General features: G+C 33.3%; 13 protein-coding genes. 9 read left to right on the top strand and 4 right to left on the bottom strand.

The window, feature by feature from the left end; genetic code table 11:
- The first annotated feature begins 50 nt into the window (after window positions 1-50).
- Window positions 51-1,961, top strand: coding sequence for a membrane protein insertase YidC (gene yidC, locus E9099_RS01640; RefSeq protein WP_136582010.1), 1,911 nt, complete (start codon window positions 51-53; stop codon window positions 1,959-1,961).
- Window positions 1,962-2,094: 133 nt separating this feature from the next.
- Entirely contained in the window at window positions 2,095-2,778 is a 684-nt protein-coding gene (locus tag E9099_RS01635; protein WP_136582009.1) for a toxin-antitoxin system YwqK family antitoxin, read from the top strand.
- A 95-nt stretch (window positions 2,779-2,873) separates the two neighbouring features.
- On the opposite strand, the gene E9099_RS01630 is transcribed toward E9099_RS01635, so the two are convergent.
- Window positions 2,874-3,848, bottom strand: coding sequence for a fasciclin domain-containing protein (locus E9099_RS01630; RefSeq protein WP_136582008.1), 975 nt, complete (start codon window positions 3,846-3,848; stop codon window positions 2,874-2,876).
- A 181-nt stretch (window positions 3,849-4,029) separates the two neighbouring features.
- Here E9099_RS01630 and mnmA point away from each other — a divergent pair, with 181 nt between their 5' ends.
- The 7 genes from mnmA (at window position 4,030) to E9099_RS01595 (ending at window position 11,009) form a co-directional block, all read left to right on the top strand.
- A complete protein-coding gene (gene mnmA / locus E9099_RS01625; RefSeq protein ID WP_136582007.1) occupies window positions 4,030-5,220 on the top strand; it encodes a tRNA 2-thiouridine(34) synthase MnmA in 1,191 nt (396 codons plus the stop codon).
- Between the two features lie 25 nt (window positions 5,221-5,245).
- Window positions 5,246-6,880 carry a S8 family serine peptidase gene (locus E9099_RS01620; protein WP_136582006.1) on the top strand — a complete coding sequence of 545 codons (1,635 nt, stop codon included), beginning with the start codon at window positions 5,246-5,248 and terminating at the stop codon, window positions 6,878-6,880.
- A 47-nt stretch (window positions 6,881-6,927) separates the two neighbouring features.
- Window positions 6,928-7,869 carry an NAD(P)H-dependent flavin oxidoreductase gene (locus E9099_RS01615; RefSeq protein ID WP_136582005.1) on the top strand — a complete coding sequence of 314 codons (942 nt, stop codon included), beginning with the start codon at window positions 6,928-6,930 and terminating at the stop codon, window positions 7,867-7,869.
- 30 nt (window positions 7,870-7,899) lie between these two features.
- Complete coding sequence (locus tag E9099_RS01610) at window positions 7,900-8,676, top strand: FkbM family methyltransferase (protein ID WP_136582004.1); 777 nt, start codon at window positions 7,900-7,902, stop codon at window positions 8,674-8,676.
- A gap of 120 nt (window positions 8,677-8,796) precedes the next feature.
- Window positions 8,797-10,194, top strand: a complete 1,398-nt coding sequence (locus E9099_RS01605) for an MATE family efflux transporter (protein ID WP_136582003.1) — start codon at window positions 8,797-8,799, stop codon at window positions 10,192-10,194.
- Window positions 10,195-10,201: 7 nt separating this feature from the next.
- Window positions 10,202-10,429, top strand: coding sequence for a hypothetical protein (locus tag E9099_RS01600; protein WP_136582002.1), 228 nt, complete (start codon window positions 10,202-10,204; stop codon window positions 10,427-10,429).
- 4 nt (window positions 10,430-10,433) lie between these two features.
- Window positions 10,434-11,009: a phosphatase PAP2 family protein gene (locus E9099_RS01595; protein WP_136582001.1), complete on the top strand. Its 576-nt coding sequence runs from the start codon at window positions 10,434-10,436 to the stop codon at window positions 11,007-11,009.
- Between the two features lies 1 nt (window position 11,010).
- Here E9099_RS01595 and E9099_RS01590 read toward each other — a convergent pair whose 3' ends face one another.
- From E9099_RS01590 to E9099_RS01580, 3 genes are read right to left on the bottom strand one after another with little or no spacing between them, the layout of a single operon-like run.
- Complete coding sequence (locus E9099_RS01590; RefSeq protein ID WP_136582000.1) at window positions 11,011-12,645, bottom strand: ArnT family glycosyltransferase; 1,635 nt, start codon at window positions 12,643-12,645, stop codon at window positions 11,011-11,013.
- On the bottom strand, window positions 12,638-13,261 hold the full coding sequence (locus E9099_RS01585) for a lipid-A-disaccharide synthase N-terminal domain-containing protein (protein WP_136581999.1): 624 nt from the start codon (window positions 13,259-13,261) through the stop codon (window positions 12,638-12,640). Before E9099_RS01585 ends, E9099_RS01590 begins: the two co-directional genes overlap by 8 nt.
- Window positions 13,261-13,974, bottom strand: a complete 714-nt coding sequence (locus tag E9099_RS01580) for a glycosyltransferase family 2 protein (protein WP_136581998.1) — start codon at window positions 13,972-13,974, stop codon at window positions 13,261-13,263. Before E9099_RS01580 ends, E9099_RS01585 begins: the two co-directional genes overlap by 1 nt.
- Between the last annotated feature and the right edge of the window lie 34 nt (window positions 13,975-14,008).

The raw sequence follows: 14,008 nt of genomic DNA, 5'->3' as shown, positions 1-14,008 counted from the left end.
TATATTTGACTAATTAATTATTCCTTGCAAATAAGAGGAACCAGACAATTATGGAAGAAAAAAAACTAGACGTTAAGTCGATAATAGGTTTTGTATTAATATTCGGAATCTTGTTATTCATGATGTGGCAAAACCAGCCAAGTGAAGAAGAAAGACTAGTACAAGAAGCAGAAAAGAAAGCGCAAATTGAAGCTAATAAAAAAGCAGAAGCTAGTGCACAAACAGATACTAAAACAACAACTGCCTTAGATTACGCAAAACCAACAGATTCTGCTCAAGTAGCGGCATTACAATCTAAGATTGGGGCTTTTGCTTATTCTGCAGCAACATCAACTTTTAATGGTGATGATTTAACGGTTAGTAACGATGTTTTAGAATTAAAGTTTAACACTAAAGGGGGGCATTTATCAGAAGTAAAGCTTAAAAACTTTGTAGATTTTGATTCTGTTCCAATCTATTTAGTGAAAAATGGAAATGCAATTTTTAATATCAATTTCCAAACTAATGATAATAGAACTTTAAATACAAAAGATTTATATTTTCAACCTACAGTAAGCAAAAGTGGAGACAACACTATTGTATCAATGAAGTTGAAAACTGCTGAAAATAATTTTTTAGAATATAACTATGTGATTAAGCCTAAGCAATACATGGTAGATTTTACTATGAAATCTCAAGGTTTAGAAACAGCAATAAATACATCTGCTCCGATTAATTTAGAGTGGACTCAAAAAGCATATAGACATGATCAAAGTATTAGCTTTGAAAATAGATATACACGTCTAACGTATCAAGCAGAAGGTGATGTTGATAAATTATCTCAAGGAGGAGATGATGATGAGACAGAAGCTGATGTGGATTGGTTATCTTATAGACAACACTTTTTTAGTTCTATTTTAACGACGGACAAACCGTTTAAGAGTGTAGATTTTTCTTCTAAAAATTTAGTAGAAGATGAAGCTAAAGATTCTATTTTTACTAAACAGTTTTCTTCAAAAACAACGTTAGCTTTAAGTGGGGCAAATATCAATAACAATTTAAAGTTGTATTATGGTCCTACAGATAGTGAGATCTTAAAACAATACGATAATAACTTAGCAGAGAGTGTACAATTTGGATGGGGAATTTTTGGTTGGATTAATAAGTATTTATTTTTCCCATTATTTGGTTTCTTAAGTTCATTCTTACCTTATGGTGTTGCCATTATTGTAATGACAATCTTAATTAAGTTAGCCATGAGTTTTGTGCAGTACAAGCAGTACTTATCTCAGATGAAACTGAAGGTGTTAAAGCCAGAATTGGATGCTATTAGAGAGAAGCACAAGGATAACAAAATGAAAGCGCAACAAGAGACTATGGCGCTTCAAAATAAAGCTGGGGCAAGTCCTATGGCTGGATGTTTACCAGCTTTAATACAAATGCCTGTATTTTATGCGTTATTTATGTTTTTCCCAATTGCCTTTGCTTTAAGACAGAAAAAGTTTTTATGGGCAGAAGATTTATCATCTTATGATGTTGTAGCAGAATTACCGTTCCATATTCCATTATACGGAGATCACGTAAGTTTGTTCCCTATTTTAGCAGCCATCGCTATTTTCTTTTACATGAAGTTAACGACTGGTCAAAACCAAATGTCAGCACCAACACAAGAAGGGATGCCTGATATGGCTAAGATGATGAAGTACATGATTTACTTTGCACCAATTATGATGCTTATCTTCTTTAACCAATATGCGTCAGGTTTAAGTTTATATTACTTTGTCTCTAACTTAATTAGTATCGGTATTTTATTAGTGATCAAGAATTTTATTTTAGATGAAGATAAGATTCATGCTAATATTCAGGTTCAGAAAGCAAAACCGAAAAAGGAAAGTAAATTTCAGCAAAAAATGAAAACAATGATGGAGCAAGCTGAAAAACAAAAACAAGCGCAAGCACAACAAAAGAATAAGAAAAAGTAATTTTTTTATATAGAACTTATAAAGCTGTCTACTATAATTTTAGTTTGGCAGCTTTTTTGTTATAACAAATCTAAAGTATTAACGTTAAGCCATTAGGCAAGATTTTCGCGAAAGCGCCATAAAATTTTTTAAAATGAAAAAACTAATTATTCTATGTATTGTTTTAATAACCAATACTGTATTATTTGCACAAAATTTAAATCAGTTTGATGCTAATGGACAACGTCATGGACAATGGAAAAAGAATTTTACTAAAACAAAGGTAGTGAGATATGAAGGCGCATTTGATCATGGTAAAGAAATCGGAACCTTTAAGTTTTACAAAAACATTGATAATAAACCAGTATTAACGGCGACCAAAATATTTAATAATGATAACGAATTAGCAGAAGTTGTTTTTTTTGCTAGTACTGGAAAAAAAATTAGTGAAGGCCGAATGCGAGGTCGTAACCATATTGGTAAATGGGTGATTTTTCATAATAAGTCAGACCAAGTCATGACGGAGGAGTTATATAACGATAAAGGAACCTTAGAAGGACAACGTTTAGTGTATTATTTAAATGGACAGGTAGCGGAGGACGCGCAGTATCAAGATGGATTGTTACATGGAGAATCTAAGTGGTATGCGGAAAATGGAACGTTGCTTAAAAGTGCAACTTTTAAATTAGATAAGTTTGATGGTGCTTACAAAACTTATAATAAAGAAGGGGTAATTGCAACAGAAGGGCAATATAGAGACGATGTTAAATGTTGTGTTTGGAAACGGTATAAGACTGGTAAATTGGTTGAAGAAAAGGATTTGGATAAAAAAGGATAACGTAAACTGGTAATAAAATATAAAAAACGCCTTAATATATCATTAAGGCGTTTTTCTATTTAGTCAAACTAGTAGATTGTTAAAACATGTGTCTTTTATAATTGCGGTAATAATACGTTATCTATAACATGTACTACACCGTTTACAGCTTGAATATCCACTAATGTTGTAACTATATTACTAACTCTATCATTTACATCTGTAAGTGTAAAAAGTGTCGCATCGGCAGTGAGATCGCCTCCAAGAGTCGTTACTGGTCCACTAGCTAACATTGATGATTGCACGTTAGCGTTTACAATATGATAGGTTAATGCGGCATCTATAGTTGATGTAGCTATATCTGTTAATGCATCAACTTCTAATTCTACTAATAGGTTACCAAAAGCAGCATCAGTTGGCGCAAATACTGTAAATGGTCCAGCTGTTGCATCTGATACAGTGTCAATGTAAGGTACTGTTGGCATACCTGTATCTGCATATTGTAATGCTGCAACCAAGTTAGTTAACGCTGGGTTTGTTGTTGCAAAAGTTGCAATAGTTGGTAAATCAATTACGGCATCCACGACATGTACAATTCCGTTTGATGTAGAAATGTCTGCTAGTGCCACGCTTGATGCACCATTAAAAGTGACACCGTCTGTTCCGTCCCAAAAGATACTCAGATTTGTGCTATTAGGTCCTGAAGCTAATGTATTGGTGTAACCTGTCGCTCCTGCTAAGTCTGAAGACATGATGTTTGCATCATCAATAACATGATTTAATAAAATTTCTTGTAATACGTCATTTGGAACATCTGCAAGTGTAGCAAAACCATTTGCTTGTAAAAATGCGGTAAAAGCGTCATTGGTTGGTGCTAATACGGTACGACTTCCTGAAGCCGATAGGGCGTCTACTAATCCTGCTTGCACAACAGCTTCTACTAAAATACTTAGGCTTGGAGTTGCTTGTGCGGTTTCGACAATATTCAATTCTTGTGTTGTTGTCGGTGTTGTTGCATCGTCATCGTCACTACAAGACCATAATGTAACAAATGCTAAAAATACGAGGGATAAATTTTTGATTGTTTTCATAAAAATTATTTTATACTGTTTGTTTAACAAATCTATAAAAAGATTAAACATAATTATTTAAAGATTTGTTAAAATTTTTAAATAATTGTTTTTTAGCAGGTTAGTGTGGTAATCCAATACGATGTAATTGGTAGTAAATTTTCAAGAAAGACTTATCTTTGCACTTTATTTAAATGTAGTCATGAAAAAGAGAGTTATTGTTGGTTTGTCAGGAGGTGTAGATTCTAGTGTTGCTGCTTATTTATTACAGGAACAAGGATATGAGGTTATTGGACTTTTTATGAAAAACTGGCATGATGACTCAGTTACTATTTCTGACGAATGTCCTTGGTTAGATGATAGTAATGATGCAATGTTGGTTGCAGAAAAATTAGGGATTCCATTTCAAACCGTAGATTTAAGCGAGCAATATAAAGAACGTATTGTGGACTATATGTTTGACGAGTATGAAAAAGGACGCACTCCAAATCCTGATGTGTTATGTAATAGAGAGATCAAATTTGATGTCTTTATGAAAATAGCATTAGACTTAGGTGCCGATTATGTAGCAACAGGTCATTATTGCAGAAAAACAACAATTACCAAGGATGGTAAAGAAGTACATCAGCTATTGGCTGGTCAAGATCCAAATAAAGATCAATCTTATTTTTTATGTCAATTATCTCAGGAGCAACTAGCAAAAGCGCTGTTTCCTGTTGGGGAATTGTTGAAACCTCAAGTGAGAGCAATAGCAAAAGAGCAAGAACTGACTACCGCAGATAAAAAAGATTCTCAAGGGTTATGTTTTATAGGAAAAGTAAGATTACCAGAATTTTTACAACAACAACTTAAACCAAAGGAAGGTGTTATTGTAGAAATTCCAAGGGATAATGCGTTTTATAATGAAACAGTTCCAAGCTTTAATTCTAAATTAGAAGCTTTACAATACCACTCAAGAAAGCCTAGTTATGAAGTGTCTCAAGGAAAAATAATGGGTAAACATCAAGGCGCACATTATTTTACTAAAGGACAACGTAAAGGATTAGCAGTGGGTGGAACAGTAGAACCATTATTTGTTATTGATACAGATGTAAAAGAGAATGTTATTTATACAGGTCAAGGAACATCTCACCCTGGATTATACAAAAGTGCATTGTTTGTCTCTAATGAAGAATTGCATTGGGTGCGAGAAGATTTAGCCTTAAAAACAGGCGAAACAATGTCTGTTTTAGCAAGGATTAGATATAGACAGCCTTTAGAAAATGCAACCTTACATAAATTAGAATCAGGTTTGTATGTCGAATTTGAAAACCCGCAGTCGGCCATAACGGAAGGGCAGTTTGTAGCTTGGTATTTGGATGAAGAATTAGTTGGTTCAGGTGTAATTTCTTAAATTGCAGTAACTAAATGTTACTGCTATGAAACACGTTTACTTTTTAATACTAGTCATTTACTCGTCTTGTTTGTGTGCTCAAGAGCATGCTTGGGTTTATTTAACGGGTAAACCGGATAGTGTAACAGCATTAGCTAATCCTATTTCAATTTTAACTCAAAAGGCATTGGATAGAAAAGCCGCACATAACGTTAGTGTGGATTTTAGAGATGTACCTGTGGATGAGACTTATATTACTTCCATAAAATCTCAAACAGGTATTACTGTGGTTTCAAAATCAAAATGGTTTAATGCCTTACATGTACTAGGAACACAAGCTGATATAAATGCTTTATTAACGGTCACCGTTAATGGTGATTTAGTTGTTAGTAGCATAACTTATGCAGATGCTAGTTTAAATGCTAGACCAGGTGCAAATCAAAATAAACATGATTTTGAAGCTAGTTTAACAGACTTCACATATGGTAATGCTACAAATCAGGTGCGTATGATAGGCGTAGACGACTTACATCAACATAGTGATGACTATACTGGAACTGGTATGACCGTTGCTGTCATAGATGCTGGTTTTCCTAGTGTAAATACCATGAATGGGTTTCAACGTTTAAGAGATGCTAACGGAATTTTAGGAGGTTATGATTTTGTAGATCGCAATACCGATGTCTATGCCTACACCGGTAATTCTCATGGGACTTGGGTGCTTAGTGATATGGCGGGTTTTATTCAAGATCAATTTGTAGGTACTGCTCCAGATGCTAATTATTATTTATTCAGAACAGAAAATGCTGAGACAGAAACACCTTTGGAAGAAAGTCTTTGGGTAGAAGCAGCAGAACGTGCGGATAGTTTAGGGGTTGATGTTATTAATTCATCTTTAGGGTATACCACCTTTGATAATCCTAATTATAGTTATACACCAGCTCAGATGGATGGAAACACGGCATATATTACAAAAGGAGCTAATATTGCTTTCGAAAAAGGAATTTTAGTGGTTAACTCTGCAGGAAATTTTGGAGGAGGTAGTTGGCAGATTGTTGGGGCACCAGCGGATGCTGCAGGAGTTTTTAGTATTGGTGCTGTGCAAGCTAATGGTATGTATGCGTCATTTAGCAGTACAGGAAACAGTACACAACCCACTCAAAAGCCGGATGTTGTAGCTCAAGGCCAAGCTAGTTACGTGATAGGTACTAATGATGCTATTATAACGTTAAATGGAACTTCGTTTAGTTCGCCAATTTTAGCTGGAGGTATTGTCTGTTTATGGCAAGCCTTACCCACAAAGTCAAATGCAGAAATTATGCAATTAGTACGTGAGTCAGCTTCGCAATACACTACGCCAGATTATTTTTTAGGATATGGTATTCCTGATTTAAGTTTAGCATTAGCAGACGGGCTATTATCTGTAGATAATTTTGAAGCCGAAAGTACTACACTTAAAGTGTATCCTAATCCTGTAGCGGAACAATTAAATATACAATTATCTAGTCGATTTAAAGACGCTAGCGTACGATTATATGATGTCTTAGGAAAGCAGGTCATGGATAGTAAAATAACAACAAGTCATAAAAGTATTAATACATCCGCTTTAGCTAAAGGCGTGTATTTAATGAAAATAGAAGCTCAATATTTATCCGTCACTAGAAAGATTATAAAAAAATAAGCGGTCATAAGTTTTAAGTCATAAATTTAATATTCAACATTTTAATAATGCAAAATAAAATAACAAGACTCTTCAATATTAAACATCCAATTATTCAAGCAGGAATGATTTGGAATAGTGGTTGGAAATTAGCGTCAGCAGCAAGTAATTCTGGAATATTAGGATTGATTGGTGCCGGAAGTATGTATCCAGACGTGTTAAGAGATCATATTCAAAAATGTAAAAAAGCAACAGATAAACCTTTTGGTGTTAATGTTCCAATGTTATATCCTAACATTGAAGAAATCATGAATATTATCGTGGAAGAAGAGGTTAAGATTGTATTTACTTCTGCAGGAAACCCAAAAACGTGGACCAAATGGTTGCAAGACAAAGGGATAACAGTGGTGCATGTGGTTAGTAGTGTTAAGTTTGCTTTAAAAGCGCAAGGAGCAGGTGTGGATGCTATTGTTGCAGAAGGTTTTGAAGCAGGAGGACATAATGGTCGTGACGAAACGACGACGCTAACTTTAATACCAATGGTTGCTGAGCAATTGGATATTCCGTTAATAGCTGCAGGTGGTATTGCCACAGGAAAAGCAATGTTAGCTTGTTTAGTTTTAGGAGCAGATGGTGTGCAAGTCGGAAGTCGATTTGTCGCTAGTACAGAAAGTAGTGCGCATCAGGCGTTTAAGCAAGTCGTGGTTGATACTAAGGAAGGTGACACCCAGTTAACGTTAAAAGAATTAGCGCCAGTAAGATTAATTAAAAATAAGTTTTACCAACAACTTGAAGATTTTTATAAAACAGGACCAACAACCGAAGAACTTAAAGCATTTTTAGGTCGTGCACGTGCTAAAAAAGGTATGTTTGAAGGAGACTTAGACGATGGAGAACTAGAGATTGGTCAAATAGCAGGATTAATTCACGATATAAAACCAGTGGCTGAGATTGTTAAAGACATGGTTACTGAGTTTGAGGAGGCTAAAAGGAGTATTATTAAGCTTTAAAAAGTAGAGGTTATACTTTTAATAATACAAATGATATTCAAAAAAATAATATTTAAAGCTTCACAAATTAAATGGATCCCTAAGTGGATATATTTACTTGGTGTGATTCAGTACATTAAATTATTGTTTACTCTTAAAAGCAAGACGCCCTATTTAAGGTTAAAACTGAAAGGTTATCAAAATGAAATTTACTTAAGACCAAAGACTTCCGATTTTAAAATATTCAAACAAATTTTTATTGAAGAAGACTATAACGTCAAATTTCCAGAAGAGGTTAATAATATTATAGACGCCGGCTCTAATTGTGGGTATTCTATAGTTTATTTTAAAAACAAGTTTAAAAATGCTAAACTTATTGCAATAGAACCTGATCCTTCAAATATTGAAATTCTTAAAAAGAATACCGCTCATTTTGAAAATGTATATATTGTTGAAGGCGGACTTTGGCATATAAATACGGATTTAAAAATTTTAGATAAGAATGCGGGAAAATGGGCGTTTAGAGTGGTTGAAGCTTTAGATGATTCTAAAGAATTTAGAGGCTATAGTTTGGATGCCATTATGTTAGAGTATGATATTAAAACAATCGATATTCTGAAAATAGATGTTGAAGGTGCCGAAAAAGTTGTTTTTGAACAAAATTATCAATATTGGCTATCCAAAACTAAATTCGGTTTTTTAGAGCTTCATGAAAATTATGCGCCAGGTGTTACCGATTTAGTGAATGACAGACTAAATGCATTAGATTTTGAGCAGTCCAAATCTGGTGAAAACTTAGTGTTTTCCATGCGTTCTAATCTCAAATAAGTACTTCAAACTAAAACTAAAAACACTACTTTTGCGCCATCAATTATATCTTGTAAAACACTGTTTATTTTAAAGTTTAAACCTAAGGATATAATGCTATTAATGTAACACAACGCGTAAATGGTTTTAAGTAACTACACTAAAGAATTTAAGTATAATTGGCAGCTTGCTGCGCCAGTAATGTTAGGTATGTTGGGACATACCTTTGTCAGTTTTGTAGATAACATTATGGTAGGACAAATGGGGACTGCAGAGTTAGCAGCAGTATCGCTAGGTAATAGTTTTATGTTTATTGCCATGTCAATAGGTATTGGATTTAGTACCGCAATTACCCCCTTAGTGGCAGAAGCAGATAGTGCTAACGATTTTGAAAAAGGAAAATCAGCTTTTAAACACGGTTTATTTTTGTGTACAGTTTTAGGTGTTTTATTGTTTTTACTCCTTTTATTAGCAAAACCCTTAATGTATTTAATGAAGCAACCTATGGAGGTTGTAGAGCTGGCTATTCCGTATTTAGATTTGGTCGCTATTTCATTAATACCATTAATTATATTTCAAGGATTTAAGCAGTTTAGTGATGGTTTATCTTTAACTAAATATCCAATGTACGCTACCATATTAGCCAATTTGATTAACGTCTTATTAAATTATTTGTTGATTTTTGGGAAATTTGGGTTTCCAGAATTAGGAATTGTTGGAGCAGCATATGGGACTTTGGTCTCACGAATTATAATGGTGTTTTATTTATGGTGGTTATTAAAAGGACGAGAAAAATCAAAAGCTTATGTTACTAATATCAAATTTTTTGTTTTAGAAAATGTAATGCTAAAAAAGATAATTAATTTAGGGACGCCAAGTGCTATGCAAATGTTTTTTGAAGTCGCTATTTTTACCGCTGCCATTTGGTTAAGTGGTTTATTAGGTAAAAACCCTCAGGCAGCTAATCAAGTAGCTTTAAATTTAAGTTCAATGACCTTTATGGTTGCTACGGGGTTAAGTGTCGCGTCAATGATTAGGGTTGGTAATCAAAAAGGATTACATCAATATTTAGAGTTACGTCGTATTGCAGTATCCTTATTTTTGATGGGCTTTATTTTTGCGGTTCTTTTCGCCTCTTTATTTTTAATATTTAATCAGTTTTTACCACGATTATATGTCGATTTTGATGATGTAGTAAACTTTAAAGATAATATGGAAGTGGTTACCATTGCATCACAATTATTAATTGCGGCAGCCGTATTTCAGATTAGTGATAGTCTGCAAGTTGTTGCACTGGGGGCTTTAAGAGGACTTCAAGATGTAACCATTCCGACGGTGATAACATTTATATCATATTGGTTAATTGGTTTTCCAATAAGCTGGTATTTTGGTAAAGCAGAGCTGTATGGTAGTTTTGGAATTTGGTTAGGTTTAATAGCAGGTTTGACCTCGGCAGCTATTTTATTGTTTATACGTTTTAATTATCTAACTAAAAGGTTAATTTTGAACTCGGCTAAATATTTAACAGCTAAAAGCTAAATACAACATGGAACTACCAAAATTTATATTAGGAGACAATACCGATTTACCAAACGCTATCTTTGTAATTCATACAGAATTCCCTAGATTTATAATCAATCTAGAAGATGATGAAGTGGAGTGGTTTGAAGATTTTGACCAACACGATGAAAAGGAATTAGAAATGGAAACCGAAAATCTAATCGAAGAAGCTTCCGCTTTTTATGATAGAGAAGTAGCACGATACGACCAATAATTATATGTTAGACCAATTAGTACAATACGATAAAGACCTTTTTTTATTCTTAAATGGATTAGGAACGACCACTTGGGATAGTTTCTGGATGTTTTATACGGATAAAGTACACTGGATTCCGTTTTATGGAATTTTGGCGTATTTGATGTACAAACGGTCTAATACAAAAATGTTTGTATTAACATTGGTGGTAATAGCTTTAATGATTTTATTTACAGATCAAATTACAAACCTATTCAAAAATTTCTTGGTAAAGCGCCCTAGACCCTGTCATGAGGATGATATAGTACAGTCTATGCGTTTAATTAAGTCTTGGTGTGGTGGTAAATATGGTTACTTTTCTGGACACGCCAGTAACAGTATGGCGGTTGCTATCTTTTCAGGTTTAATGTTACGTTACAAATACAAGTATCTAATTTATGTATTAATTGTTTGGTCTATAGCTATGGCGTATAGTAGAATTTATATTGGTGTACACTACCCATTAGATGTGCTTAGCGGAATGTTATTTGGTGGACTATCAGGATTACTATTTTATAAGCTTGATAAGTACTTGCAATCAAGATTTGAGGTCAAGTAAATTACTTTTTTTTGAAGTAATAATACTTACTAATTAACCTGTCTTTATATTGTTTACTGTTCGGTTCACTTTCATTTAGATCGTAAGTTCCAAGTTGTTCAATAATGTAGGTTTTACTTATATTGTCTTGATCTTTTTGACTAATATCATTAGCTAGTACAACAAATTCAGAATCCGTGGGAAAGCCAAACACATTATCTTTTTTAGTAATGCGCGGAATTTTTTCGCCATATTGCCAAATTGCTTCAGGTGAAATATGATTGATATTATACAGTCTAATATTAGATTTTGTATTCTCGTCTAAAAGCCCCGAAATTGGTTTAAAATTAGTGCTAGTAAAAGTTTTGGCTAATGGTAAACCGAATAAGAAGATAGCTCCGAAAAAAGTGGTGGTTAATAAAAATACTTTTGTCATCTCTTTTTTTAGTAATTGCCAAAGTATAGCTAGTCCTAAAACAAAAACAATTAAAGCAAATAGTAAAAATGGAAATAGGTTAGTACTTAATTGTGTTTTAAACTGAAAGAATAGTACAAAAGGTGCAATAATACCTATTAAAGCAATAAGTCCAAAGTTGAAATATACAGGAATAGTTTCACGTTTATCGGTTAGGGTTTTAAATGTTCTGATTAAATATTCAATATAAAACCCAATATTTAAAGCTAACGGAATTAAAACTGGCATTAAGTAACGTGACTTTTTCTCAGGAATTAGAGATAATAGTACCACCGCAAAAATAGTCCATAGTAGTGTAAATTTATAGGCTTGTAGATTTATAACTCTTGTCTTTAAATAAGGATAGAGTAAACTTATAAAAGCAGGTATCGTCCATAAGCCACTTTGTGTAAAAAAGCTCCAGTAATAATAAAAAGGTCTAACATTATAACTCGTCCAATTCCCTGTTTCTTTACTTGTTATAGCAGCAAAAGTTTCTGGATCTTCAAGTCTTACATAAAAGTACCACCAACCACCAATAGCAATGGCTAATACTAATATGGTTAGTATTGGTAAAACTTTTGGTTTGATTTTTTTATACTTAAAGCTAAAACCATAAGCTAATAAAAAGGGTAATAATAGCGCATAAAAACTAACAGGACCTTTGCTTAATATAGAGCAGCCAATAAAAAAGGCAGTAAATACAGCTGGTTTCCAGTGCGTGTGTTCAGAATTTAAAAAAGTAAATAAGTGGTATATGGCAACCATCATAAATCCATGTGTAAAAATATCCCAAGGTGCTTCAATTGTAATTCCTATAACATAAAAAGAAGTGATTAAAACCAAGGTGTTAATTATACTGTGAGCGCTACTTTTTAATATGGTCTTAGATAATTTATAACTGTAACAAGCCAATACCATAATCATAATTATAGCGGGTAAGCGCATCCCAAAAACACTTTTTACACCAAATAGCAATGCAGATATAGCAGTTAACCATGTTGGTAATGGTGGTTTTTCGTAACGTGCTTCACCATTCATAGTCGTTAATAGCCAGTGGTTATCCTGTATCATTTCTCTTGCAGTAATAAAATTACGTGCTTCCATAATAGTCACTTGTATAGTCTCTAAGTTGGGTAATAACACGATTGCAATAAGCAAACAAATACTACTAAGCGGATAATTTTTAAAGACGTTAAGCATTTTGTTTTTTTAAGATTAGCAGATTTCTAAAATAGATAATAGCTCCTAGAGAATGCCCTACCAATAATACATAATCTACTCTCAAAATAGCATAAGTTAAAATTAGTAACGATCCTATTAGACTTAAAGCCCAAAAGCCAAGCGGTAAAGAGGATTCTTTATGTTTTTCAGAATAGAGCCATTGGTATACAAAACGAAGCGTAAATACAGTCTGAGATACAATGCCAAGTACTAATAGCCATAAAGGAATGGCTTCGTTTTTAAATAACTTGACTGTATCAATAGCATTATTATTAAAATAGAATACCGTTACAAAAAGAGGCATAAATATTAAAATCCATCGGATACTAACAGGAAATGTTTTCCATTGGTTTTGCAGTTGTAAATTTCTTATATAAATATAGTATGTAAGACCTTGACCTAGCATGATGGCAAAATCATCACGCAAATACCCATAAATAAATAAGAGGAATGAGGCAATTAAACTTAGCGTCCAAAATAAGGTTGGAGTGATGACACGTTTTTGCTTCTCGCTAGTAATCCATTGGATAATTAAACGAGAAGAAAATAAAGTCTGCGCTAAAAAACCAATACTAAGTATAATCCAGTTACTCATTATTTTTTCTTGGCTACTTCGTAGTTAATATATTTTTTTTTCATCCATAAATACGCAAAACAATCCATTAACGGGCCTAAAAGTCTATTCCAAACGCCAAATTTAGCTTCTCCTGCAACTCTCGGAAAATGCTGAACTGTAATTTGTTTAGTCTTACCATTTTGTAACATAATCATGGCAGGTAAAAAACGGTGTAACCCTTTAAACATTGGGATACGTTTAGCATAATCCGTTTTGATTACTTTTAAAGGACAACCTGTGTCGTCCATCCCATCTTTTGTAAAAGCACGTCTAATACCATTTGCAATTTTAGACGACATGTTTTTTACAAAACTATCCTTACGGTTAGAACGGACACCAGTAACTAAATCGAATGCTCCGATATGTTCGAGTAATAAATTAAAATCTTCCGGAGCAGTTTGTAAGTCAGAGTCTATATAACCAACCAATTCTGTGTCAGTATAATCAAAGCCTGCTTTAATAGCAGCACTTAAACCACGATTGTCTTTAAATAATATATAGTCGAAAGCATCGTGTCGGCTACAAATAGTTTCAATTAATGCTTGACTTTTATCTTTTGAGCCATCATTAACAAATAATATTTTAGTTGTTTTGGTTGCTATTTGCGTGTAAGCTAATAACTCCTTTTCAACTCTAAGTAAATTATCTTCCTCGTTATATACAGGAACAATGATGGTAAACTGGTAATTCATAAACCTTTTTTAGTGCTACAAATGTATTGTTTTT

It is taken from the genome of Psychroserpens sp. NJDZ02, assembly GCF_004843725.1.
GTDB lineage: Bacteria > Bacteroidota > Bacteroidia > Flavobacteriales > Flavobacteriaceae > Olleya.
This window is presented reverse-complemented; position numbering and strand designations above follow the sequence as displayed.

Coding starts and splice junctions, on each gene's coding strand:
- yidC (WP_136582010.1), top strand. CDS start 51: ATGGAAGAAAAAAAACTAGACGTTAAGTCGATAATAGGTTTTGTATTA.
- E9099_RS01635 (WP_136582009.1), top strand. CDS start 2,095: ATGAAAAAACTAATTATTCTATGTATTGTTTTAATAACCAATACTGTA.
- E9099_RS01630 (WP_136582008.1), bottom strand. CDS start 3,848: ATGAAAACAATCAAAAATTTATCCCTCGTATTTTTAGCATTTGTTACA.
- mnmA (WP_136582007.1), top strand. CDS start 4,030: ATGAAAAAGAGAGTTATTGTTGGTTTGTCAGGAGGTGTAGATTCTAGT.
- E9099_RS01620 (WP_136582006.1), top strand. CDS start 5,246: ATGAAACACGTTTACTTTTTAATACTAGTCATTTACTCGTCTTGTTTG.
- E9099_RS01615 (WP_136582005.1), top strand. CDS start 6,928: ATGCAAAATAAAATAACAAGACTCTTCAATATTAAACATCCAATTATT.
- E9099_RS01610 (WP_136582004.1), top strand. CDS start 7,900: ATGATATTCAAAAAAATAATATTTAAAGCTTCACAAATTAAATGGATC.
- E9099_RS01605 (WP_136582003.1), top strand. CDS start 8,797: ATGGTTTTAAGTAACTACACTAAAGAATTTAAGTATAATTGGCAGCTT.
- E9099_RS01600 (WP_136582002.1), top strand. CDS start 10,202: ATGGAACTACCAAAATTTATATTAGGAGACAATACCGATTTACCAAAC.
- E9099_RS01595 (WP_136582001.1), top strand. CDS start 10,434: ATGTTAGACCAATTAGTACAATACGATAAAGACCTTTTTTTATTCTTA.
- E9099_RS01590 (WP_136582000.1), bottom strand. CDS start 12,645: ATGCTTAACGTCTTTAAAAATTATCCGCTTAGTAGTATTTGTTTGCTT.
- E9099_RS01585 (WP_136581999.1), bottom strand. CDS start 13,261: ATGAGTAACTGGATTATACTTAGTATTGGTTTTTTAGCGCAGACTTTA.
- E9099_RS01580 (WP_136581998.1), bottom strand. CDS start 13,974: ATGAATTACCAGTTTACCATCATTGTTCCTGTATATAACGAGGAAGAT.